Origin of the sequence: Timonella sp. A28 (assembly GCF_051200815.1) — a bacterium.
Classification (GTDB): domain Bacteria; phylum Actinomycetota; class Actinomycetes; order Actinomycetales; family Cellulomonadaceae; genus Timonella.
In genome coordinates, this window is sequence record NZ_CP195159.1 from 561,932 (window position 1) to 586,323 (window position 24,392).

Here is a 24,392-nt window from a genome sequence, read left to right on the forward strand (position 1 = left end):
TGCGTGTTGAAGATGAAAGCAGTCTTCACCATTTTTTAGGAGGTCCTAACTAAGGTAAGGCTATGCAAAAATGGCTGAAAATAGCCATTAGGTAACGCTCACCTTGCTTGCGAGGTCACAAAAACGGGCGCACCATGTTTATATGACAAAGATCCGAGACTTCCTGAAAAGCTACCCAGCGTTATCCGCAACGCTGCTTGTCGGCGTGCTTGGTGGGGCACTAGCCATAGCCGGGCAGCAACAGTACGTGCAATGGCTGTTCACTGCCTACGCTGTAGTAATCGTGCTGTGGCAAGCCATCGAAATGGTTAAAGAAATGCTGGCAGGGAAGTTCGGTCTCGATATTCTTGCTGTCGTAGCGATCATCGCGACTTTGCTCGTCGGTGAATATGTTGCAAGCATCATCATTATTTTGATGATCACAGGGGGAGAAGCTCTTGAAGACTACGCGGCTGCTCGAGCAAAACGCGACTTGTCGCAACTTTTAGCTCACGCGCCACAGTTTGCGCACAGAGTAGAAGAAAATGACGAACTCGTTAGCATCCCCGTACTTGAAGTGCGCGTAGACGACGAACTCATTGTTAAGCCCTCGGAAGTCGTTCCCGTCGACGCATTATTGCTATCTCCAGCAGGAGCCTTTGACCAATCATCAATCACTGGCGAGTCAATCCCTGTAGAAAAAGTTGCAGGAAATGAGGTGCTTTCCGGATCAGTCAATGGACAGCAAGCCGTTCGAATAAAAGCTGTCGCAACAGCAGAATCAAGCCAATATCAACAAATAGTTAAACTTGTTGCGCAAGCAGAAGAAGAACAAGCACCAGTGGTGCGCCTTGCAGACCGCTACGCGGTTCCCTTCACAATCTTGTCTTTAACTATTGCCGGTATTGCGTGGGCAGTAAGCGGCGACGCAACACGTTTTGCAGAAGTACTTGTTCTTGCTACACCATGCCCGTTGCTGATTGCAGCACCTGTGGCATTTATCGGTGGAATGAGCCGTTCAGCAAAAAACAAAGTCGTTGTAAAAAACGGGGCGGTACTCGAACAGCTTTCTCAAGCCCAATCTGTTTACTTTGATAAAACAGGAACGCTGACTCAAGGAAAACCGCACATTGTTGACATTCGCCCAAGCGAAGTTTCTAACCTTGATCGAAAAGAATTACTTAGACTAGCGGCATCTGCAGAACAATATTCATCGCACGTGCTGGCCCGTGCTCTTATCGACGACGCAAAAACTCTCGGCTTGAACCTGTCTAGCAGCGACGACGCTCATGAAGTCGCAACGAACGGGGTCACAGCAGTTGTGGACTCTCGTACAGTCATCGTCGGCAAATTTGCATACATAAACGAACACGCAACACATGCGACGCAAGCTGAAATAGAAGCAGGAGAAATCGCGATATATGTTGCTGTCGATGGCGTGTATGCTGGCGCGATCGTCGCAAAAGACGTTGTTCGTTCTAACGCTGCTCACACAATTGCACATTTACATGCAGCAGGCATCACAAACACGGCACTCATTACTGGGGATGCAGAACAAACCGCACAGAAAGTAGCCCAAGACCTTGGCATCAACATTGTGCACGCGCAATGCTTACCTGCCGACAAAGTCAATATTGTGTCCCAAGCTCCACACCGTCCAGTCATCATGGTGGGTGACGGCATTAATGACGCTCCAGCGCTAGCACGAGCCGAAGTCGGTATTGCGATGGGTGCGAAAGGAGCAACAGCTGCTTCAGAAACTGCTGATGCCGTAGTCCTTGCAGACGACATTTCAAAAGTTTTTGCGGCAGTGCGGATCGCTAAAGACACTATGCGCATAGCACTTCAAAGCATTTGGATCGGTATCGTACTTTCCATTGCGCTCATGCTTATTGCCGCTTTCGGTTACATTCCAGCTACTGCAGGTGCGCTCACACAAGAAGTAGTTGACTTGGTAGCAATTGTTGCAGCATTGCGGGCGATCGGAAGCCGTAAAGCAGATAAAGCCTTACTGGTTTCTGACACTCGTAGTGATGACATTACTGCGTTAGAGAAAGATAACGAGCCGGCTTTGTTGTAGAACCAGAATTTCTGTGGGCAGTTGCGTAAGCGTATGCAACTGCCCACAAGTATTTACCAGCGCCGATTTGGTGTCTGCTGGCGTGTGAAGGCATCGTGCCTTTGATCAATGACGCTATGTCTGAGAAGAAAATACTCAACCGGCTCATCACGCTTATGTGACCAGCGGCGATGAAGAAAATAGCCTGTGAGTACAACCACTACGGCGAACAAAACGCATAAAACATAAGCGCGAGTTAATGCTGTACACAGCACAATAAGTAGCAGCAACACGATGAGAGTTATTCGAAGGTAAGCAAGCAAGGCTTTCATTTTTGTGTGCTGGGCAGCATGCTCTTTCTCTGCAGTAAATCGGGCAAGTGCCTGGTTTTGCTGCCACGCAACATAGTCAACGCTAGCTTGTCGTTCAACCATGTATGTTGTGTAGTCACGTTCTGCTGATGACTGCTGCTTGTGGGAAGCGTGCGGGTAACGTCGGCGCACAAAAACCTCATCTACTGTTACGTATGGCTTAACAGTTTTATCGGCAGCCACATAGAAAACCTGTGGTGTTACTTTCTGAGTGCCTTCGAACAGTAGTGCGATCATGTGTTTGTAAAGCCGTTAGGCTGAGAACATGGATCTTTTTGACTCAACAGGGCAGACAACATTAGGTGTGCCTGAGATATCGGAACATGCGCCCTTAGCGGTTCGTATGCGTCCAACTCATGTTGACGAAGTTACTGGGCAGCAGCACCTACTGAAACAAGGCTCACCGCTGAGACGTTTACTTGAACCGAGCTCTGGGACTTTCAAAGCAGCGCCAGGATCAGTGATTTTGTGGGGTCCACCAGGAACCGGAAAAACAACTCTGGCGTATTTGATCGCGCAGAACTTTGGTCGTCGTTTTGTGGAATTGTCTGCAGTGACTGCAGGGGTGAAAGACGTGCGGGCAGTTATTGAGGATGCCCGTCGGAGGCTAACTGCAGGCTCACAAGAAACAGTGCTGTTTATTGACGAGGTTCACCGGTTTTCAAAGTCTCAGCAGGATGCGTTACTACCTGCTGTCGAAAATAGGTGGGTTACGCTCGTGGCAGCTACCACTGAAAACCCAAGCTTTTCCGTGAATTCACCGTTGCTATCACGTTCGCTGTTGCTCACTTTGCAGCCCTTACACGACGACGACATTGCACGCTTGCTAGAACGGGCGATACAAGACCCTAAAGGGTTAGACAACGAAATAAAATTAACTGATGAAGCGCAAGAACACTTGCTTCGTCTTGCAGGTGGGGATGCACGCAAAGCATTAACGATCCTAGAGGCCGCCGCAGGAGCCGCGCTTGAAGCGCATTATGCGCAAGAAAACAGTCCACATTCTGATTGTGTAATCGTTGACGTTGAAGTCGTAGAACAAGCCGTTGATGTTGCGGCTGTGCGATACGACCGAGATGGCGATCAGCACTACGATGTGGTCTCAGCTTTTATTAAATCTATGCGGGGGAGTGACGTCCAAGCCGCATTGCATTATCTAGCAAGAATGATCGTTGCTGGAGAGGACCCCAGATTTATTGCTCGTAGGGTTGTTATATCTGCTTCGGAAGATGTTGGAATGGCAGACCCTTCGGCACTGCAATCAGCTACTGCGGCAGCGCAGGCCGTTCAGTTGTTAGGGATGCCAGAAGCAAAATATGCCCTTGCTCAGGCTGTCGTCCATATTGCTACAGCACCAAAATCTAATCGCGTGCATGACGCCGTCAACGCTGCAATTGCTGAGGTGCAAAGCGGCAGGATAGGTGTTGTTCCTGAACATTTACGCGACGGACATTACGTTGGGGCGAAGAAATTAGGTCACGCCGTTGGATATTTATATGCGCATGACTTTCCACACGCGATTGCGCCGCAACAATATCTTCCTGATGCATTACTTGGTGTCGAATATTATCGCCCTAGTGATCGCGGGTTTGAGCGTAACGTCACACAACGTCTTGACGGTATCGACGCGATTTTACGGGACGAGCGTGGCGTGTGACTGGTAGTATTTTTAGGTTGCTTTATGTATATGCATAAGCAGCCACCTGGGACCTCGGCCCGCGACATGACACCTAACTATTGGTGATTATTGCTCTTCGGCTGGTCCCACACTTAGCGCAAAAGCGTTAGGTGTGACGTCAATTTAACGACAGGAACGGAAAACGTATGTCTTCTGTAACCCGTTCGCGCCGCCAGGTTCGCCTGAGCCGCGCATTGGGAATTGCTCTTACTCCAAAGGCTGTTAAGCACTTCGAGAAGCGCCCTTACCCACCAGGTGAGCACGGTCGTAGCCGTCGCCGCACCGAGTCGGACTACGCAGTTCGTCTTCGTGAGAAGCAGCGTCTTCGCGCGCAGTACGCATTGCGTGAGAAGCAGCTTCGTGCAGCTTACGACAAAGCTCGTACATTGGATGGTTTGACCGGTGAGACCATGGTCGAGCTCTTGGAGACTCGTCTGGACGCGCTTGTCCTACGTGCTGGTTTTGCTCGTACGATCCTTCAGGCTCGTCAGGCTGTAGTACACCGTCACATCCTTGTTGATGGCAAGCTCGTTGACCGTCCATCATTCAAGGTGAAGCCTGGCCAAACCATTCAGGTTAAGCCAAAGATGCAGGCTGCAACCCCTTACCAGGTCGCTGCTGCAGGCGCTCACCGCGATGTTCTTCCTGCTGTTCCTGGCTACCTCGACGTTCAGCTCGAGAAGCTCTCTGCAGTGTTGGTTCGTAAGCCAGCTCGTGCCGAGATTCCAGTTCAGTGCGAAGTTAACTTGGTCGTCGAGTACTACGCTCGCTGATCTTGAACATTTCGATCAACTGATCGTAAAAAGAGGACTCTGCTTAGGCAGGGTCCTCTTTTTTGTGTTTGTTGCGTTTTAGGTGTGGTTTGGCGTGCGTAAACCGAGTTGACGGGTAGTGTTGATTCAGAATTGGCTAGTGTGTTGAGGAGTGCCTTGTGATTGGTGATATTGCTGGACTTATTGCAGCTGTAGCGTTTGTTGCGCTTGTTGGATTATTAGCTGTGCCGCTCATTAAATTGGGAAAAGTTTTTGATGCGGCCACAAAAAGCCTTGAAGAGATCACTGAACATACTGTCCCTATTCTTGACGAATCTGTGACAACCGTGACCTCTGCTAATGCACAGTTAACAAAGATTGACACGGTAACGACATCTGCCGCTGAAGTTTCCCAAAACATTTCAGCGTTGACCGGGATTTACTCGGCAACGTTTGGGCGCCCCCTAGTTAAGGTCGCAGCTTTTAGTTATGGGGTTCGTAAAGCGATGCGCTCCGCGGTAGGAAAAGTTAAGGGCGATGCGCGATGAAGCGACTTTTTTGGGTGGGGACCGGAGTGGCTTTAACCGTTTTCGTTATGGTTAAAGGTCGAAAAATTATTCTGCAGTACACGCCCGAAGCCGTTGCGGAACGGGCAACTGCGCAAGCTACAGAGTTCAGCGAGCGCGCAACCGCTGCGGCAGGTGGCTTTGCCCGTGAGTTTAAGAGTGCTTTTGCTGAACGTGAACGCGAGTTAATGTCATATTTGCTGGCGGAAACTCAAGGAGACGTTGAAGATTTGAAGGCGAGGAGGGCAGCTAGCCGTTCAGGTGGGCAGCATGCTGCTGGTTCAAGTGTTCCTGGTCGGGTTGAAGATTTCCCTGATGTTGATCCTGAAGAGCAAGAACTCGGGTATTCGTTTTAGTTTTTTGTGCTTCGCAGATTGTTGTGACCGGTGTGACGTGGTCGGTTCGGTTATTGGTGGTCTAGAGCGCGTAAGATTGTACGGTGCTCATAATGTGTGAGCCGTGCAGATGACGATTGAACAGTTGTAGAGGAACACATGCGTACCGCTGAAATCCGCCAACGTTGGCTCGACTATTTTGAATCGCGTGGACACGCGATCGTGCCTTCGGCGTCTTTGATCTCTCCAGATCCTTCCCTCCTGTTCACGATCGCGGGCATGGTTCCTTTTGTTCCGTACATGTTGGGTGAGCAGACTCCGCCTTGGAAGCGTGCTACTTCCGTACAAAAATGTATTCGTACAGGTGATATTGATGAGGTTGGTAAAACCACTCGTCACGGTACGTTCTTTCAAATGAACGGTAACTTTTCGTTCGGAGATTATTTTAAAGAACAAGCGATTGAATATGCGTGGGACTTTATTACAGGTCCTGAAGTTGAGGGGAAGCTTGGTTTTGACCCAGAGCTTGTTTGGGTCACTGTGTATGAAGACGATGATGAGGCTAAAGAGCTGTGGGAGCGTATTGCCGGCTTGCCAGCACAGCGTATTCAACGTCGCGGTAAAGAAGACAATTATTGGCACACCGGGCAGCCTGGTCCTGGTGGTCCTTGTTCTGAGATTTATATTGATCGTGGCCCAGAGTTCGGTCAAGAGGGCGGCCCTGTAGTTGATGAGGACCGTTATCTAGAGATCTGGAACCTTGTGTTCATGCAGTACCAACTCGCGAATGTTACTGCTAAGGACAGATTCGATATTGTTGGTCCGCTTAAACAGCGCAATATCGATACGGGTATGGGGTTGGAGCGCGTTGCTTTGTTGAAGCAAGGCGTGAACAACATGTACGAAATCGACCAAGTTTTCCCTGTTATTGAGGCGGCAGAGAAACTTACTGGCAAAAAGTATGGTGCGCAGGAAGACGATGACGTTCGTTTCCGTGTTGTTGCCGACCATGTTCGTTCGTCTTTGATGCTCATCGGTGATGGAGTGCGTCCTTCAAACGAGGGGCGCGGTTATGTCTTACGTAGGCTGATGCGTCGTGTTATTCGCGCTATGCGGTTGCTTGGAGTGACTGAGCCTGTTTTCCCTACGCTTATTGAAACATCCAAGAATGTGATGGCTGAGTCGTACCCGTATCTTGAAGATAATTGGGTATCGATCTTGGCAACAGCTCAAGCTGAGGAAGACACGTTCCGTCGTACTTTGAATGCGGGGCTGACGATCCTTGATTCGGCAGTGTCTGAGGCAAAAACTTCAGGTTCAGCTGCGCTTACAGGTGAACAAGCTTTCCAACTGCATGACACGTATGGTTTCCCTATTGATTTGACGTTGGAAGTCGCTGCAGAGCAGGGTGTTTCTGTTGATGAAAAGGCTTTCCGTTCCCTCATGCAGGAGCAGCGTGAGCGTGCGCGTGCTGACGCTTTAGCGAAAAAGCAGGGGCACAGTGACCTGTCTGTTTATCAGGGAATTGTTTCTGGTTTGTCTGCCCCAGTGGAATTCTTGGGGTACACGGATGCGAAAGCACCAGCACGTGTCGAGGCGATGCTTGTTGATGGTGTCGCAACAACGACCGTGCAGGCTCCGGCAAGCGTTGAACTTATTTTGGATCGCACCCCGTTTTATGCAGAGAAGGGTGGTCAGCTCGCTGACCATGGAACGGTGCTGTCTGATGGTGGAGCAACCTTCGAAGTGGACGACGTACAGTCTCCAGTGAAGGGGCTTTCCGTGCATCGTGGACGCCTCCTTGAAGGCACACTTGCTGTGGGAGAGTCCGTTGTTGCTGAGATTGATGTTGTGCGTCGTCGTCAGATCAGCCAAGCTCACTCTGCAACACACATGATCCATAAAGCTCTTCAAGAAACATTGGGTGCTGATTCTACGCAGGCTGGTTCGGAAAATTCACCGAACCGTATTCGTTTTGATTTCCGTCAAAGCCAGGCAGTGCCGGTGACTGCTTTATCTGAAATTGAAGGTCGGGTAAACGATCAGCTTCGGGAAAACTTCGAAGTTACAGACGTTACGACTTCACTTGATGAAGCACGCGCTATGGGCGCGATGGCATTGTTCGGTGAAAAATATGGTGAGCGTGTCCGTGTCGTTTCTATTGGTGGCGACTGGTCTCGTGAGCTTTGTGCAGGCACCCACATCAAACAGACTGGTGATTTAGGAATTGTGACGATTCTTGGTGAATCGTCGATCGGTTCTGGTGTGCGTCGTGTGGACGCACTGGTTGGTGCTGGAGCTTATGGACATAATGCGAAAGAACGCGCGTTAGTATCGCAGCTTTCTGGACTGTTGAACGTTCGATCGGATGAGTTGCCGAACCGTATTGAATCTTTGGTGTCGAAGCTAAAAGAATCAGAGAAGGAGCTGGCTCAACTCCGCCAAGCACAAATAATGGCTTCGGCTGGGAAACTTGTGGAATCTGCGCAGCGTATAGGTTCTGTGCGTGTGATCACTCATAACCTTGGCGATATTTCTGATCCGAATGCTTTGCGTACTCTTGCAACAGATTTGCGTAACCGTTTAGGTGATTCGGATGCGTCAGTTGTTGCCGTAGCTGGTGTGGCAAAGGAACGTCCACAAGTTGTCATTGTCACGAACCAGGGTGCACGCGATCTTGGTATTAAAGCAGGGGCTCTTGCTAAAACTGCGTCAGGTATCCTTGGCGGCGGTGGCGGCGGTAAAGACGATATGGCCCAGGGCGGTGGACAAAACCCTGAAGCTTTGCCACAAGCCCTAGAAGGTATCGTCGCTGCTATCCAGACTGTTGCATAATCGTGGCTTTTTACAATGGTGAGTCAGTCGAGCCCCAGCCGATAGCGCGTGGGGCTCGACTAGCCGTAGATGTTGGAACGGTCCGTGTAGGTGTGGCAGCGAGTGACCCAGATGGAATCCTTGCGTCACCAGTCGCAACTTTGCAGCGTGACCGTTCGGTTACATACACGATAGGCGGAAAAATACCGGCAGCATTGCCTTCAGATATCACCGCTATTCGAGAGCTAGTTGAAGAACGGTGGATAAAAGTCATATACATCGGGTTACCCAAGCATTTGTCAGGTAATCAAGGTTCTTCTGCGCAGATGGCTTTAACATATGCTGACCTTATTAAACGCGTTGTTCCAGAAGTCGAAGTAAGGCTTATTGACGAACGCATGACAACGGTGACCGCACATCAAGCTTTGCATTCGTCGGGGAAAAACAGTAAGAAGCATCGTTCAGTTGTGGATCAGGTAGCAGCAGTGGTCATGTTGGAAACTGCTTTAGAAACCGAAAAAAGAACTGGTGAGCGGGCTGGAAGCCCAGTTGAAGCGTAGATTTTGTGTGCTTTGTTGAAGTCTTTAAAAGATCACCCACACTGTTACATAAGCGTGATCTTGGAGTGTAGAATCTAACGCTTAGGTGATACTTACAAGTAATGCGAGAAGGATGCGAGATCAAAAACTCTCGTCCGAAACGCATTCCCCTGGACAAAAGGACCAACAGCGGTGAACGACCTGTTCGAAATGCAGAATCACACAGATAACGAAAACGGACGTCTGTCACGTGTGGAGCGTAGAGAGTTAGCAGCTCGAAAAAAGAGGGCTGCAAAGCGTCGTCGTGCATCGATGATTGCAACACTCGTAGCTGTTTTGGTTATTGGTGCCGTTGTTGTTGTTGGTTGGCAAGCAGGAGCGAGCTTCTTTGCAAATCTGTCACCGTTTAAAGCTCCTACGTCCCAAGAAGAAGCGAAAGATTACCCTGGTCCAGGGAAAGATGCTGTAGAAATTACTGTCAATGAAGGTGACGCTGGATCTGCAATAGCGAATACTCTTTTTTCAAATGGTGTAATTGCGTCGCAAAAGGCGTTCAGTAACGCTTCTCTAGTTAACCCAGACGCTGGAAAAATTCAGCCAGGAACATACCGGTTGTATAAGGAACTTCCTGCAGCTGAGGCTATCGAAATGCTGCTAGACCTCGACAACCTTGTTGGAAACCGAGTGCAGGTTATCCCTGGCGATAACGTTGCAAAGATTTTCCAAACGATCAAGGGCGTCACAGGTCTCTCCGAAGAAGAACTTCAAAAAGCCCTTGACGATCCTGAAGCACGAGGATTACCTAAGGGCGCCAATAAAAACTTTGAAGGATGGCTAGCAGACGGTGACTACCGTTTTGGTCCTGACGTCACGGCAGAAGAAGTCATCGACAAAATGGTTGCACGCACAGTCTCTCGTTTGACGAAACTTGAAGTACCCAAAAAGAAGTGGGAAGAAACACTCAATATCGCTGCAATTATTGAAAAAGAGGGCGGAGGTAAGGACGACTTCGACAAAGTCGCCTCCGTTATCTACAACCGTCTAGATATTGATATGAAACTTCAGATGGACTCCACCGTGCATTATGTGTTCGGGGGAAGCTCCGATGCCAGCACGACAGACGCGCAACGTAAAGACAACAACAAATGGAACACCTACGCGCACAAGGGCTTGCCTGCAACTCCTATTGCTACACCTGGCAAGGCTGCAATTGAGGCAGCTGTAGACCCTGCTCAAACCGATTACATTTACTTTGTTGCTGTGGACCCAGTAAAGAAAATTACGAAGTTTTCAACTACGTGGACAGAACACCAAAAGAATGTTGCCGAATACATTGCTTGGATTGAAGAAAACAGGTAAGAAACGTACATCTCGTTTGTTCGGGTAGTGGAGAAACACGTGAATCGTAGAGCAGCCGTCTTGGGCCACCCTATTAAGCATTCGTTGTCACCTACGCTGCATCAAGCGGCTTACAAGGCTTTAGGGTTAGACGGCTGGTCTTACGATCGTTTCGACATCGACCGCGATGAACTTGCAGAGTTTTTTACAACACTGAATGATTCATGGGCGGGCCTAAGCATTACGATGCCTCTGAAACAAGAAGTGTTCAGATTAGTCGATCACGTTGAACCGCTCGCGCAGGTTACCGGTGCAATAAATACGGTTGTCTTTTCCGGTCAAGGAACGCAGCGATCAAGCATCGGCACAAACACAGATGTGTATGGGATCGTACACGCTTTGGGCGAGGGAAAAATCCGTAGCCCGTTGCATAAGGCGGCGATTTTAGGGGCGGGAGCCACCGCCTCTTCGGCTTTAGCTGCGTTAGCCCAGTTGGGATGTACCACCCCTGTGGTTATGGTCCGCGATCTGGCACGTACAACATCTTTGCAGGCTGCTGCAGACCGTATGGGTATCCAACCAACTTTTGCACTGTTGAGTTCCGCTGTTGAACGTTTGCATAGCATGGACGCTATCGTTTCGACTCTTCCGCCTCACGCAGCAGATCCTCTTGCAAAAGAGCTTTCTATGCGAGGCAAGACGTCACATGGTGCGCTTTTGGATGTTGCTTATACACCTTCGCCAACAGCGTTAATTGCTGCTTGGCAGAATATAGGCGGAAGCGCCATCACCGGTGACCGGATGTTGCTGCATCAAGCTGTAGAACAAGTACGTCTTATGACTGGTCATACTGGGCCGGTCGAAGCAATGTCCAATGCACTAGAAAACGCCTTGAACAGCAAATAGTTTCCACCTGTTCACTTTTAACCCGTCTTGTGGATCACAAGACCTTATGAAACTTCACTGGTTCGCCGATACAAGTTAGGAAGTAACTGCGAACCAGTGGAGTAACAGTGAAGCAACTTGGCGAAATCCTCCTTGACGAAGGTCTTGTAACACAAGACCAACTTCTTGCTGCGCTCGACGAACAAGTCATGCGCGGCACCAGCTTAGGGCGCGTCCTTGTAGAAGGCGGAATGCTCACAGAAAGCCAGCTTGTTTCCGCGCTTGCTCAACAAGTTGGCCTGCAATTCGTTGACCTCGACGAATTCAGCGTCGACCGTAAAGCTGTTGCTCTGGTACCTGGAACCCTCTGCCGTAGATACGTCGTCCTACCTATCGGGTTTGAAGGCGACTCCATCAAACTAGCGATGGCCGACCCTGGAAACGTTTTGGCGCTCGATGACGTTCGCCAAATCACACGCATGAATGTAATTCCAGTCGTTGCAACACATGACGACTTATCGCGAGCGCTGGATCGTTTTATTCGTGCTGATGGCGAGATGGATGATTTGGCGCATGTTCTTTCTGAGCAGCAGGAGGAAGAGCAGTTTGATTTGTCGGCGATGGGGGATTCGATTGATGATGATGCTCCTATTGTTCGGTATGTGAATTTGGTTGTTACTCAGGCGATTACGGATAGGGCGTCTGATATTCATATTGAGCCGACTGAGCATGATGTGCGTGTTCGTTATCGTATTGATGGTGTTTTGCATGAGATGCAGCGTTCTCCGAAGGCGACGCAGGCTGCGGTGACGTCTCGTGTGAAGATTTTGTCGGATATTGATATTGCTGAGAAGCGTAAGCCTCAGGATGGTCGTATGTCTGTGAATCATCATGGGCGGAAGATTGATTTGCGTGTTGCGACTTTGCCTACTGTGTGGGGCGAGAAGATTGTTATGCGTATTTTGGATAATTCGACGGCGAGTCTTGATTTGCGTGATTTGTCTTTTGGTGAGGCGAATTATGGGGTGTATCGGGAGTCGTATACGAAGCCGTACGGGATGATTCTTGTTACGGGGCCGACGGGGTCTGGTAAGTCGACGACGTTGTATGCGACGTTGAATGCTGTTTCTAAGCCTGAGATTAATGTGATTACGGTTGAGGATCCGGTTGAGTATCGGTTGCCGGGGATTAATCAGGTTCAGGTGAATCCTAAGGCTGGTTTGACGTTTGCTGGGGCGTTGCGTTCTATTTTGCGTTCGGATCCGGATGTTGTGTTGTTGGGTGAGATTCGTGATCATGAGACGGCGCAGATTGCTATTGAGGCTGCGTTGACTGGTCACTTGGTGTTGTCGACGTTGCACACGAATGATGCTCCTTCTGCTGTTACTCGTTTGACTGAGATGGGTATTGAGCCGTTTCTTGTTGGTTCTGCGCTTGATTGTGTTGTTGCGCAGCGGCTTGCTCGTAAGTTGTGTGATAAGTGCAAGGAGCGGTATACGCCTACGCCGGAGGAGTTGGAGTCTGCTCGTTTTCCGTGGGTGCGGGGTGAGGAGCTTCCTGTGTTGTTTAGGCCTGTTGGGTGTTCGACGTGTTCGAAGACGGGGTATCGGGGGCGTCTTGCGTTGCATGAGGTTATGCGTGTGACGGAGGAGATTGAGCGGCTTGCTGTTGCGCATGCTTCTGCGGCGGAGATTAATAAGGTTGCGCTTGAGCAGGGTATGTTTTCGCTGCGTGATGATGGGTGGATGAAGGTTGCTGAGGGGCGTACTTCTGTTGAGGAGATTTTGCGTGTGGTTGCGTAGTGGGTTTGTGTGTGGGGCTGGTTGTTTAAGTACTGGCTGAGAGTTGTCGATATTGGTGTTTTACGTGGCTGTTGTGGTGTGTGTGGATGGTGGAGGGCGAGATTGTGGCTGAGCAGGGACAACCGATGAGTGATCCGGTGCGTGGTTTTGTGAGGGGTGGTCAGCAGGGGCAGCCTTCTGTGAGGCCTGGGGCTGGGGTGTCTTCGCCTGGTGGCGTGTCTGAGTATGGGTGGGCGCAGCAGCCTTATGGTGGTGGGTCGCAGCCGGTGTTTGGTGCTGGTGGTAGGCCGGCTGGGGGAGAGCCGCAGTTTGTTCCTCAGTCTCAGCGTAGTGATGGTGGGCCGGTTGGTGTTCCTGTTGCGCCGTTGCGTCAGCCTGTTGTGCAGTCTGCTCCGCAGGTGAGTCAGCCGCAGGACGGGTATTCGTCTGCTGGGGTTGCGGGGCAGGTGCCTGTTCAGGAGGAGGCTGCGCCGGTGCGGCGTCCTCGTGGTGTTGTCACGTCGGAGCGGGCTTCGAGTAGTCGTATTGGTATGAGCAATACGTTGCGTGTTGGTGATTTGTTGCTTGACGATGTGCTTCGTGACGTTGTGTTTTTTGATGCGTCTGATCTTCATGTGACGGACCGGTCTTTCCCTATGATTCGTCGGGCTGGTGCGTTGACTCCGTTGGAGGGGTATGAGGTTCTTGAGGGGGAGTCGTTAAAGCGTTCGTTGTATTCGATTTTGACGCAGAAGCAGCGGGAGACGTTTGAGGAGAATTTGGAGCTTGATTTTGCTTATCAGGTGCCGAATGGTTCGCGTTTTCGTGTGAATATTTATCAGCAGCGTGATTCTATGGGTGCTGCTTTTCGTGTGATTCCTAGTGAGATTAAACCGTTGGAGGATCTTGGTGTTCCTCCGGTGGTGGCGACGTTTTCGAGCTTTCCACGTGGGCTTGTTCTTGTTACGGGGCCGACGGGGTCTGGTAAGTCGACGACTCTTGCGTCCATCATTGATTTAGCGAACCGTACTCGTCCTGACCACATTATGACGGTTGAGGATCCTATTGAGTTTTTGCATGATCATAAAAAGTCGGTTGTGAATCAGCGTGAAGTTGGTACGGATACGTGGTCATTTGCGGCGGCGTTGAAGCATGTTTTGCGTCAGGATCCAGACATTATTCTTGTTGGTGAAATGCGTGATCTGGAAACAATTTCGGTGGCGTTGACTGCTGCGGAGACAGGTCACCTTGTGTTTGCGACGTTGCACACGCAAGATGCGGCACAAACCATTGACCGTGTTATTGACGTGTTTCCGCCAGAGCAACAGGAACAGATTCGTGTTCAGCTGGCGGCAGCTATTCAAGGTGTGGTGTGTCAAACCTTGTGTAAGCGAGCTAATGGTCCGGGTCGTGTTGTTGCGACTGAGGTGATGGTGGCAACCCCCGGTATCCGCAATTTGATCCGTGAGGGAAAAACCCACCAAATTTATTCCGCTATGCAGGCGGGTAAAAACCATGGCATGCACACCATGGATCAGCATCTTGCCGATCTTGTGACGACGGGAGCTATCTCGTATGAAACGGGTGTTGATAAATGTCATCACGTCGAGGACTTTAACCGTCTTGCTGGTCGAGGCGGCGGATCGGGTTTTAAAGCTGAAGCTGTACATGGAGGTTACTGATGAGCGCGTCAAAACCAACACTTGTTGACGACATGCGCGAGTACGAATACACGGTTCGTAACGCGCAAGGAAAAGTAGTCACAGCACGCATTGAGGCACCAAATGAGCAGGCCGTAGCTGCACGTTTGGGGTCGATGGGGCTTGTGCCGATCTCCATTGAACCCGTAGTTGTGTCGGGGTTGGATAAAGAAATCGAGATTGGTTTCTTAAAAAAGAAAATCGATTTGCGTGACCTTGCAGTCATGTCACGTCAAATGGCTACCATGATCTCGGCTGGCTTGTCGCTGCTACGCACCTTAGCGATCCTCGCTGAGCAAACCGAAAACCCAGAGTTGGGTAAAGTGTTGGCGCAAACCCGCTCAGAGGTAGAAAAAGGTGGGTCTCTTTCTACTTCTCTGGCAAAGCACCCCACAGTTTTCCCACCCATCATGATTAACATTGTGCGTGCGGGAGAAACCGGCGGATTCCTTGAAGACGCACTGCTCGGGTTGGCAGAAAACTTCGAATCAGAAGTTAAACTGCGCGCAAAAATCAAATCAGCAATGACCTATCCCATCGTCGTGTTCATTATGGCGATCTTGGCGACTGTGGGCATGCTCATCTTCATCGTCCCGATCTTCGAACAAATGTTCAAAGACTTTGGTGCGTCTCTGCCAGCCCCCACACAAATGCTGGTTGTCCTCTCCGGCATCATGAAATGGTTGGCGCCAGTACTCGCCGTTGTGCTGATTTTTGCGTCAGTGTGGTGGGCAAAAAACAAACACAAAGACGAGATCCGCGCAAAAGTTGATCCGATGAAGCTAAAAACCCCAGTCTTTGGAAAACTCTTCCAAAAAGTTGCGGTAGCACGCTTCACCAGAAACTTTGCAACGATGCTGGGTGCAGGCGTCCCTATCTTGCAGGCCCTCGATATCGTGGGATCGACGGCAGGCAACTGGGTTATTGAAGAAGCAGTTAAAGACGTTCAAGGGGGAGTGCGTCAAGGCATGGCCCTATCGGTGCCGATGGGCAAGCACACGGTGTTCCCGCCCATGGTCACTCAAATGGTGTCTGTTGGTGAAGACTCCGGGTCCATGGAAACCATGCTCGGCAAAATCTCAGAGTTTTACGACCAAGAAGTCGAAGCAACAACAGAATCACTCACGGCACTCCTTGAGCCACTCATGATCGCGTTCCTAGGTGTCATTGTCGGTGGAATGATCGTTGCGCTCTACCTGCCGATCTTCAACATTTTCGACCTCATCAAGTAACAGTTAGATAACGAGTTAAGTTTCTTAACAAATTCCCTCAAGTTCTTCCACGTGGATACCGATACCCATTGTGGAGCGATAGAGAACCTTGATATCGCGACATCTTCACTTTTACTTTCGAAACAGAAATGGAGAGATCATAATGATCGCTCGCGTAGCTAAGCAACTCAACAACAAAGAAAAGGGCTTCACCCTTATCGAACTCCTCGTTGTTGTCGTCATCATCGGCATCCTCGCAGCAATCGCAATCCCAGCCTTCCTCAAGCAGCGCGAGAACGCATGGCGCGCAGCTGTAGAATCCGACGTTAAGAACGCGACGATTGCAGCAGAGTCTTTCTCCACCACTAACAACGGCTTATACACAGGCTTGGCAACTGCTGCATCAGCGGATGGTGTTGCGGACGCTTCGTGGAAGAACGCTGGGTTCAACGGAACAAAAGGTGTTTCAATTACAGCCACAATCAACGCAACGGATTACAAGCTTGAAGGTGAGCATGGACAGCTTGCAGGTGAGATCTACACCTACAATTCGACAAACGGTGTAGGCGCCTGGAACTAATCTTCACGCAAAAGCGGCGACAGCTTTCTGTCGCCGCTTTTGCGTTTCATGCCACAAGTATCTTTTAAGTTTTAGATACTGCATGCCGATACACGTACTGGTAGGACTACTAGTGATTGGACGCGAGTGAAACACAACGCTTCAGAAGAAGGATTCGGCATTGTGTCCGTACTGGTTGCAATGATGCTCTTCGCAATCATCCTCATGGCAGCAGCGCCACTGCTCATGAACTCACTGCGTCAAGCTGCAGATAATGCCGCCCTCTCAGCCGCTTCTCAGCTCGCAAACGAAAACATTGCGAAAGCACGACTTGCACAAAACAGTTGCGAATCATTTAAAACGTTCGTCACCACACCGACAACGACTGTCACCGACTCACGCGGCAACGTCTTCACAATAACCGTGAACTCAGAATTTACCGACACGACCGACGTAACCACATGCAAAAATGCTCCACGCAGCTACACGTATGAAGTGTCCGTCGCTAGGGCAGGTGCGGCAACGCCACTCATAACTACCCGCACCCTCCTCGCAGTCCCGAAAGTGGGGTAGCGCCATGTTCCAACACATTACGTCCCAGTACCGCGATTTTCGCAGTCATCATAAAAGCTCTGAAGCAGGCATGTCCCTAGTGGAACTTATCGTCTATATTGTGCTCGTCGCTATCGTTGGAACTCTCGTGACCGGACTAATCATTAACGTGTTCCGAGTCAACACAGACGTTCAACTCACCAGTGAGAGTTCAAACAACGCACAAAACCTGATGGACAGAGTTGAACTCACCATAAGAAACGCAACAGCCTACACCGTAGTGCCAGGGACCAACTCAGAACTACTGGTCGCAGAAGTGCGCTCCACAGAACAAGGACTAGCGCAAGCAGAAGTAACACGATGCGTCGGCATCTACTTTGATTACACCACCCAAAACGTCCACTATGTCAGCGACGCCGCCAACGGGGGAGCGCGCAGCAAAACAGCAGCAGCGAACCCCGCAGTAGCAACAAACTGGCCTATCTTCCTCGCCGACGTAAAAAAAACGAGTGGAACACCAATCTTTACACCCATAGCAGGGGGCACACGAGTGAATTTCCAGGTCCAACCAGCTGCGCTTGACCGTGCAATTCAACTCACATCCGCCATAGACGCCCGAGCCTTAGGCTCAAGCACAGGAGCGTGCCTGTAATGAAAAAACTCTTCCACAAAAAACACAACGTACATGACGAACGAGGCGACGCACTCGTCCTCGTCATCACAAGCATCTTCCTCATCGGTATTGTTGTCACATCGCTTGTCACCATTACTGTCGCAGCAACAGCAAAAGCCGCAGCCACACGAGCGCACTCACAAGCGTTAGCAGCAGCCGAAGGCGGCATAGAAGTAACTGCACGTATGCTTATCAGCGAGTCAACAAGTCGACCCGCATGCAACTCCTCATACACCAGTGCGGCAGGCACCCAGCCACAATACTCAATTACCGTTGAATACATGCCCGCAAGCGGCACAACCTATCAACCATGCAACGGCGCACAACTACCCGCCAACGCAAAAGCAGTACGCTTTGTGTCAACCGGAACCGCACAGGACGCTGGCAGCCAACGCAACGCAACACGAAACACCGCAACCGTTGAACGCGTATTCGAACGCCCCAACAAAGGCCGCTTCAACGAAGCAATATTCGGTGACGTTGAAGTAGAAACCAACTCAACATACGTTCTCCACCCAGACAGAGGACCCGACGGCACCGGCAGCGGGCTCGACTCGAACATCGTCACAAACGGGTTATGGAAATGCCCAGCAAACTCTAAAATCGCAGGAAACGTTGTGGCACTAGGCGGCGCGGTAACATCCACGAACTGCATAGTTGGGGGAGACCTGCACGTGGTCGGAAACCTCACCGCATCAAGCAAAGTTTCCGTCCAAAAAAACCTTTTTGTTAACGGAAACCTTGCCAGCTCTTCCTCTAATTTGTATGTCGACGAAAACGTACTAGTACACGGCGACGTGAAATTTACAAATGACGGAAATAAAGTTCTTGGAGATTTACGTGCCACCGGAAAATACACGACAACTTCTCCCGACAGCATCAATAACTTTATTGGCGGAACAGCCTACTTTGGCCAAGGACTAGCAGGAAGCGGCTGGACCTACAACGAACTCACATCACGCTCCGGCGCAAAACTTAAACTAAATCAAAGCACAGCAGGGGAAGCCTGGAGCTTTCCAAGCATCATGACAGACACGAAAACCCCTGAAGAAATTGAACGGTTAACGTTTCCATTCATTACAAAAACAGACGAAATGTTTAATGGATTCCACCGCACAACTTGGAAAGACATCGGTTTAGCAAACAACATTTTTCAAGGTTCAAACTGTGGATCAATCGGATTGCAAGGAACCCTTGTTATAAACGAAAATACGTTCATGGACGGCACAGACTGCCCAGGGCTCACATTCGGGTATGGAAATCTAACAATTGAATTAAACGCAGACGCAGTTTTGTATGTAAAAAGTTTCAGCAGTTCCATAAACGTAAACATTGTGGCCGGACCAAACGCATCAACAGATAACCGCCATACCTTGTACATTATGGTGGCACCGCACGACGACCCATCACGCCACACCTGCAAACCCATCCCCGGAAACGTCGGCAGCTTACGGCTAGCTACTGGAACGTGGGACACCTCGCCGAAAAACGGCCGATTGGGTACCAAACTTATGCTCTACTCGGCCGGCGAAGCCAAACTCACTCTCACAAACTCCAACGTCACATCCGGTCAAATATATGGCTGCAAAGTCTCCTTCCCCTCAAGCTTCACAATGACATACGCAAAATCAGGTCCAGAAGCAAACAACAACCTTTTAGACCTTAAAGAATTGTGGACACGAGACATCACATTCTAATGAAACGGGCTGTCAACAAGGTTGTTGACAGCCCACATCCCACCCACTACACCTTGTAAAGTACCCACATGCTCATTGCACTTTGCGCACTGCTAGGCCTTGCCATCGGCTCATTTTTAAACGTTGTGATCTGGCGGCTACCACGCGGAGAAAGCCTGTCCCACCCGCCCAGCGCCTGCCCGCACTGCAACACGGCAATCAAATGGTATGACAATCTACCAGTACTTTCTTGGCTGCTCTTACAAGCAAAATGTCGCACCTGCAAAGAAAAAATAAGCGCCCGCTATCCACTCGTAGAAGCAACAACAGCGCTCGTCTTTGCTGCAGTGGCATGGAAATTCGCACACTCAATCTGGACCCTCGACGACCTACTCGTTCTGCTGCCGTTTTTATACATCGGAGCAATAGGGGTGGCACTAGCACTCATCGACCTAGACACCCACAAACTACCCAACAAAATAATCCTTCCCGCATACGTCATCACCCCAACGCTGCTTGCCCTCGCAACCTGGTCTATGGGCCAACCATGGACGTGGATGCTCAGGGCCCTCATAGGCGCGACAGTCCTCTACATTTTTTACTTCATTTTGTGCATTATCGGCGGTATGGGATTCGGCGACGTCAAACTAGCAGGAATCCTAGGCATGTGTCTTGCCTGGCTTGGCTGGGACTACCTCATCGTAGGAGGGTTCCTGCCCTTCCTCCTCGGCGGTTTATTCTCCGCAGCACTACTCATAGCGCGTAAAGCCGGACGAAAATCAGGGATCCCCTTCGGGCCATGGATGATCCTCGGCGCATTCATCGCATTCGCCAGCGCAGGTGAAATTTCAGCCTGGTATCTCCATACTTTCATGTAATTTCACTTATACCACCGTGATGTTTTCAGTCATTCTGCTCAAGTTGTAAGTATGTGGTGCCGATAAATTTCACGAATCACTGCAGACGTGACTGAGAGGAACATCGGTGGCTAAAACGTCAATCATCGGATTGGATATTGGCTCTACCGCAGTATGTGCCGCAGAACTTACTTTTGGTTCTGGTGGGCCTGGCAAATCGACGCCGACACTTACTGCGTTAGCGAATGTCCCGCTGCCTATGGGCGCTCTCCAAGATGGTGAAGTAGTTGACCCTAATACGGTTGCTCAGGCTATCCGGACGGCATGGGATCAAGGGAAGTTTTCGTCGAAAGATGTTGTCGTTGGTGTTGGTAATCAGCGTGTCATCATTCGTGAGGCGGATCTTCCATGGCAGCCACTTGATGGGTTGAAGAAGTCGTTGCCGTATCAGGCGCAACAGCTCTTGCCGACTGCTGCAGGAGATGCTCTTCTCGATTTTGTGCCTACTGGGGAGTACCACAATGAAGATGGGCGTTTTGTGCAGGGTCTTTTTGTGGCTGCTATTAGGGAAACAGTAACAGCGAATGTTCTTGCGGCGGAGGCTGCGGGGCTGCGTCCGCTGATGGTGGATCTTAATCCTTTTGCGATTCAGCGTGCGCTTGGTCATGGTGAGTTGCAGAATCATACGGTTGCTTTTGTGGATGTTGGAGCGCGTATAACGAATGTTGTGATTGCTGAACGTGGTCAGCCGCATTTTGTTCGTGTTATTCCGCACGGTGGGCAGGAGGCCACTGACACTGTTGCGCATGTTATGTCTGCGACTGCTGTTGAGGCGGAGCGGATGAAGCGTGAGATTGGTGTGGGGTATCAGGTGAGTTCTGATCGTGCGCATATTGCTGATGCGTTGCTTAATTCCACGACGAAGCTTATTGAGGCTATTCGTTCTACTTTTGTGTATTACTCGTCCAAAAATTTGGGTGCCCCTATTGATGTGGTGACACTAAGCGGTGGGGGAGCTTTGTTGAATGGGTTTGGTCAGTATTTGTCGTCTGCGACGAGGTTGCCTGTTCAGTTGGGTAATCCTTTTGAGAATGTGAAGGTGGCAAAGGGTGTGAACCTTGGGTCGCTTCAGGGTAGTGAGCAGACAGCTACGGTTGCTCTTGGATTAGCATATGGAGTTGCGCAATGAGTCGGGCATCGCGTTCGAAAGCGAAATCTTCTCAGTCTCCTGCGCCTGTGGGGGGTGCCATAAATTATGGTGCTTTGCCGCAGGTTAACTTGCTTCCCATTGAGATTATTGAGAAGCGAAACCTTAAAGAACTCAAAGTTAAGATCGTTTTTTATTTGTTGATTTTGTTGGTGGTTCTTGCGGCTGCTTTTGTGTTTGTGAAGGTGGAGCAGGCGCAAGCGCAGGGTCGTTATGATGATGCGGTTGCGGAGACTGCGCGGTTGAAGGCTGAGGAACTGAAGTATGCGGAAGTTCCTTTGGTGTTGAATCAGATTGAGACGCAGCGTGCTGCTCTTCGTGATGGTATGTATCGCGAAGTTATGTGGAAAGAATATATTGGTGCGGTTGCTGGGACTCTTCCAGATGATGGCATCATTCTTGATCTTGCGGTTGAGGCTGCGACGCCGAATGTTGCGGGACCGGAGAACACTGATGGTTTACAGGAGTCTTCTGTTGGTCAGTTGTCGTTCAAGGTCAATGTGTTGACGGTTCCTGATACGTCTGCGTGGATTGATGCGTTGAATGAGATTCCGGGGTTTTCTGATGCACGGTTTGCGTCAGCGACATATGAGAAGCCGAATGGTGATGTGTCGTATGAGTTTGTTGGAACAGTGCGTATTACTGAGGATGCTTACTCGGGACGTTTTGAACCGAAAACTGACGAGGAGGTTAAGTAGTTATGCCGTCTACTCGTAAAACGTGGATACTTGTTGCTTCGCTTATTGCGATTATTTTGGTTGCGCTTACGTGGATGTTTTTGTTGTCTCCGGTTCGAGAAAAGACGGGGACGCTTAATGATGAAGCAGAGGGCGTTGAGGCAGCGAACGAGATTTTAGATGCGAAGGTGTCGAAGCTTCGTAGTCAGTATGCAAAGATTGATGAGTTTCGCGCGCTTTTGACTGAATTTGAGCAGCATATTCCTGCTGCTGTTGATTATCAGTCGATTACGGCAGAGATTGATAGGTCGGTTGAGAAGTCTGGCGTGGCTTTGCTGTCGGTGGAAAGCGGTGAGAGTGTTGCGCCGGTTGTTCCTTTTACTGCCGCACAGCCGACAACTGCTGCTGCGTCCGCGGATCCGAATGCTCCGGTTGCAGACGAGCAGAAGCCAGCAGCCGCAAGCGCTAACCCTGGTACACCTGCAACTAAAACTGGGGCTTTAGCGAAGGTGCTTCCTGGTTTCTTCCAACTTCCTTTGGTGATTACTGTGCAAGGTGATTATGCCGAAGTGCGTGATTTTGTTGATACCTTGCAGGTTGATTCGACACGTTCGCTGTTGGTTCCTTCGATCACTGCCGTTTCACTCAAAGAAGCACCAGAGTCGGATAAGGCACCGAAAGCTGAAGTTGGAGACATAACTTTTACGGTGAACGCTTTGGCCTATGTGCTTGAGTATGACCGCAGTGTCCTTCTTGCCCCTGGGCAAACAGACCCTTCAGCAGAGTCTGAACAAGTAATGCCACCAGCAGCAACTGACAATATTTTTGCTCCTGAACGTGACTAACATGTACTAACAAAGCGGCGTGTATTTCTTCTGGTGAGAAGAAATACACGCCGCTTTTTGTTTCAGATCACGGGCATTTGGCGTTTCATATAACAAAACATGGAAAGATAGGGACATGCTTCGTTGGATCACGTCTGGTGAGTCGCACGGCCCCGCGCTCGTCGGAATTATTGAGGGCCTTCCTGCAGGTGTGGAAGTTGTAACTTCTGATATTCAAGAGGCTCTTGCCCGCAGAAGGCTCGGCTATGGTCGTGGCGCTCGGATGAAGTTTGAGCAGGACGAGGTGCGTGTACTTGCAGGTCTGCGTCATGGCATCAGCCAAGGCGGACCTATGGCGATAGAAATCGCCAACACAGAATGGCCTAAATGGGTTGATGTCATGTCAGCTGACCCGGTTGAAGACTCGGCCCTGACTGTAGATGCAGGCAAAGGCGACGTCCGAGAGATCGCACGCAACCGGAAAATTACTCGACCACGCCCCGGACACGCGGATCTCGTGGGTATGCGTAAATACGGGTTCGACGACGCACGCCCAGTCCTTGAACGTGCCTCTGCACGTGAAACAGCAACACGTGTTGCATTAGGTGTTGTTGCTGCAAAGTTCCTTGACCAAGCTTTTGGTATTCGTCTTGTCTCCCACGTGACCGCGATCGGGCCAGTGGCTGCTCCACACGATGCCGACTTGCCAACTCCTGACGATGTCGCACACCTTGATGACAATCCGGTGCGCTGTTTCCATCAGGAGACAACCGAAAAAATGGTGGCAGAAATTGATGCCTGCCACAAAGACGGCGACACCTTGGGTGGCATCGTCGAGGTGCTTGCCTACGGTGTTCCATCCGGGCTGGGCAGTTACATACAAGGAGACTTGCGTTTAGATTCGCGTCTTGCTGCCGCACTTATGGGTATTCAAGCTATTAAAGGTGTTGAAGTGGGCGATGGCTTCTTAACCGCTACTCGTCGCGGATCCCAAGCCCACGACGAAATTGAACCTGGAGCTGAGGGTATTAGCCGTCGCACAAATCGTGCAGGTGGTATTGAAGGTGGCATGTCAAACGGTGAAGTTATCCGTGTGCGTGCAGCGATGAAACCAATATCAACTGTCCCGCGCGCTCTCGACACAATCGATACCGCAACCGGTGAAGCAGCAAAAGCCCAACATCAACGTTCCGACGTATGTGCGGTACCACCGGCAGCAGTCGTGGCCGAAGCGATGGTCGCCTTAACCCTAGCTGACGCTGCACTCGAAAAATTTGGGGGAGACTCAGTTCTTGAGGCTCGCCGTAACTATGAGGCATACCTTGCAGCTATTCCACGCACTTTGCGTTAGGAGCACTA

22 protein-coding genes are annotated in these 24,392 nt (G+C 50.3%); 21 read left to right on the plus strand and 1 reads right to left on the minus strand.

Features of this window, described 5'->3' with window-relative positions; translation table 11 throughout:
* Positions 1 to 142 precede the first annotated feature (142 nt).
* Positions 143 to 2,059: a heavy metal translocating P-type ATPase gene (locus tag ACR9EC_RS02675; RefSeq protein ID WP_435299977.1), complete on the plus strand. Its 1,917-nt coding sequence runs from the start codon at positions 143 to 145 to the stop codon at positions 2,057 to 2,059.
* A gap of 53 nt (positions 2,060 to 2,112) precedes the next feature.
* Here ACR9EC_RS02675 and ACR9EC_RS02680 read toward each other — a convergent pair whose 3' ends face one another.
* Complete coding sequence (locus tag ACR9EC_RS02680) at positions 2,113 to 2,592, minus strand: hypothetical protein (protein ID WP_435299978.1); 480 nt, start codon at positions 2,590 to 2,592, stop codon at positions 2,113 to 2,115.
* Between the two features lie 82 nt (positions 2,593 to 2,674).
* Here ACR9EC_RS02680 and ACR9EC_RS02685 point away from each other — a divergent pair, with 82 nt between their 5' ends.
* From ACR9EC_RS02685 to aroC, 20 genes are all read left to right on the plus strand, one after another.
* Complete coding sequence (locus ACR9EC_RS02685; RefSeq protein ID WP_435299979.1) at positions 2,675 to 4,066, plus strand: replication-associated recombination protein A; 1,392 nt, start codon at positions 2,675 to 2,677, stop codon at positions 4,064 to 4,066.
* Between the two features lie 167 nt (positions 4,067 to 4,233).
* Positions 4,234 to 4,860, plus strand: a complete 627-nt coding sequence (gene rpsD, locus ACR9EC_RS02690; protein WP_435299980.1) for a 30S ribosomal protein S4 — start codon at positions 4,234 to 4,236, stop codon at positions 4,858 to 4,860.
* Between the two features lie 158 nt (positions 4,861 to 5,018).
* Positions 5,019 to 5,387, plus strand: a complete 369-nt coding sequence (locus tag ACR9EC_RS02695) for a DUF948 domain-containing protein (RefSeq protein ID WP_435299981.1) — start codon at positions 5,019 to 5,021, stop codon at positions 5,385 to 5,387.
* A 26-nt stretch (positions 5,388 to 5,413) separates the two neighbouring features.
* Positions 5,414 to 5,761: a hypothetical protein gene (locus ACR9EC_RS02700; RefSeq protein ID WP_435299982.1), complete on the plus strand. Its 348-nt coding sequence runs from the start codon at positions 5,414 to 5,416 to the stop codon at positions 5,759 to 5,761.
* Between the two features lie 138 nt (positions 5,762 to 5,899).
* Positions 5,900 to 8,575 carry an alanine--tRNA ligase gene (alaS, locus tag ACR9EC_RS02705; protein WP_435299983.1) on the plus strand — a complete coding sequence of 892 codons (2,676 nt, stop codon included), beginning with the start codon at positions 5,900 to 5,902 and terminating at the stop codon, positions 8,573 to 8,575.
* A gap of 2 nt (positions 8,576 to 8,577) precedes the next feature.
* Entirely contained in the window at positions 8,578 to 9,114 is a 537-nt protein-coding gene (gene ruvX / locus ACR9EC_RS02710; protein WP_435299984.1) for a Holliday junction resolvase RuvX, read from the plus strand.
* A gap of 171 nt (positions 9,115 to 9,285) precedes the next feature.
* A complete protein-coding gene (gene mltG, locus ACR9EC_RS02715; RefSeq protein WP_435299985.1) occupies positions 9,286 to 10,452 on the plus strand; it encodes an endolytic transglycosylase MltG in 1,167 nt (388 codons plus the stop codon).
* Between the two features lie 39 nt (positions 10,453 to 10,491).
* On the plus strand, positions 10,492 to 11,337 hold the full coding sequence (locus tag ACR9EC_RS02720; protein WP_435299986.1) for a shikimate dehydrogenase: 846 nt from the start codon (positions 10,492 to 10,494) through the stop codon (positions 11,335 to 11,337).
* Positions 11,338 to 11,444: 107 nt separating this feature from the next.
* Positions 11,445 to 13,118, plus strand: a complete 1,674-nt coding sequence (locus ACR9EC_RS02725; protein WP_435299987.1) for a GspE/PulE family protein — start codon at positions 11,445 to 11,447, stop codon at positions 13,116 to 13,118.
* Between the two features lie 104 nt (positions 13,119 to 13,222).
* A complete protein-coding gene (locus ACR9EC_RS02730; protein WP_435299988.1) occupies positions 13,223 to 14,779 on the plus strand; it encodes a PilT/PilU family type 4a pilus ATPase in 1,557 nt (518 codons plus the stop codon).
* On the plus strand, positions 14,779 to 16,029 hold the full coding sequence (locus ACR9EC_RS02735) for a type II secretion system F family protein (protein ID WP_435299989.1): 1,251 nt from the start codon (positions 14,779 to 14,781) through the stop codon (positions 16,027 to 16,029). Before ACR9EC_RS02730 ends, ACR9EC_RS02735 begins: the two co-directional genes overlap by 1 nt.
* A 142-nt stretch (positions 16,030 to 16,171) precedes the next feature.
* Positions 16,172 to 16,588 carry a type IV pilin protein gene (locus tag ACR9EC_RS02740; protein ID WP_435299990.1) on the plus strand — a complete coding sequence of 139 codons (417 nt, stop codon included), beginning with the start codon at positions 16,172 to 16,174 and terminating at the stop codon, positions 16,586 to 16,588.
* A gap of 126 nt (positions 16,589 to 16,714) precedes the next feature.
* The gene (locus ACR9EC_RS02745; RefSeq protein WP_435299991.1) at positions 16,715 to 17,140 is read left to right on the plus strand and encodes a type IV pilus modification PilV family protein; all 426 of its coding nucleotides are present in this window, start codon (positions 16,715 to 16,717) and stop codon (positions 17,138 to 17,140) included.
* 4 nt (positions 17,141 to 17,144) lie between these two features.
* Positions 17,145 to 17,771 carry a PulJ/GspJ family protein gene (locus ACR9EC_RS02750; RefSeq protein ID WP_435299992.1) on the plus strand — a complete coding sequence of 209 codons (627 nt, stop codon included), beginning with the start codon at positions 17,145 to 17,147 and terminating at the stop codon, positions 17,769 to 17,771.
* A complete protein-coding gene (locus ACR9EC_RS02755) occupies positions 17,771 to 19,489 on the plus strand; it encodes a polymer-forming cytoskeletal protein (RefSeq protein WP_435299993.1) in 1,719 nt (572 codons plus the stop codon). The genes ACR9EC_RS02750 and ACR9EC_RS02755 overlap by 1 nt, the downstream gene beginning before the upstream one ends.
* A 68-nt stretch (positions 19,490 to 19,557) precedes the next feature.
* Positions 19,558 to 20,346, plus strand: a complete 789-nt coding sequence (locus tag ACR9EC_RS02760) for a prepilin peptidase (RefSeq protein ID WP_435299994.1) — start codon at positions 19,558 to 19,560, stop codon at positions 20,344 to 20,346.
* Between the two features lie 106 nt (positions 20,347 to 20,452).
* Positions 20,453 to 21,514: a type IV pilus assembly protein PilM gene (gene pilM / locus ACR9EC_RS02765; RefSeq protein ID WP_435299995.1), complete on the plus strand. Its 1,062-nt coding sequence runs from the start codon at positions 20,453 to 20,455 to the stop codon at positions 21,512 to 21,514.
* The gene (locus tag ACR9EC_RS02770; protein ID WP_435299996.1) at positions 21,511 to 22,230 is read left to right on the plus strand and encodes a PilN domain-containing protein; all 720 of its coding nucleotides are present in this window, start codon (positions 21,511 to 21,513) and stop codon (positions 22,228 to 22,230) included. The genes pilM and ACR9EC_RS02770 overlap by 4 nt, the downstream gene beginning before the upstream one ends.
* 2 nt (positions 22,231 to 22,232) lie before the next feature.
* Positions 22,233 to 23,054, plus strand: coding sequence for a hypothetical protein (locus ACR9EC_RS02775; RefSeq protein ID WP_435299997.1), 822 nt, complete (start codon positions 22,233 to 22,235; stop codon positions 23,052 to 23,054).
* A gap of 115 nt (positions 23,055 to 23,169) precedes the next feature.
* On the plus strand, positions 23,170 to 24,384 hold the full coding sequence (gene aroC / locus ACR9EC_RS02780) for a chorismate synthase (RefSeq protein WP_435299998.1): 1,215 nt from the start codon (positions 23,170 to 23,172) through the stop codon (positions 24,382 to 24,384).
* The last annotated feature ends 8 nt before the right edge of the window (positions 24,385 to 24,392 follow it).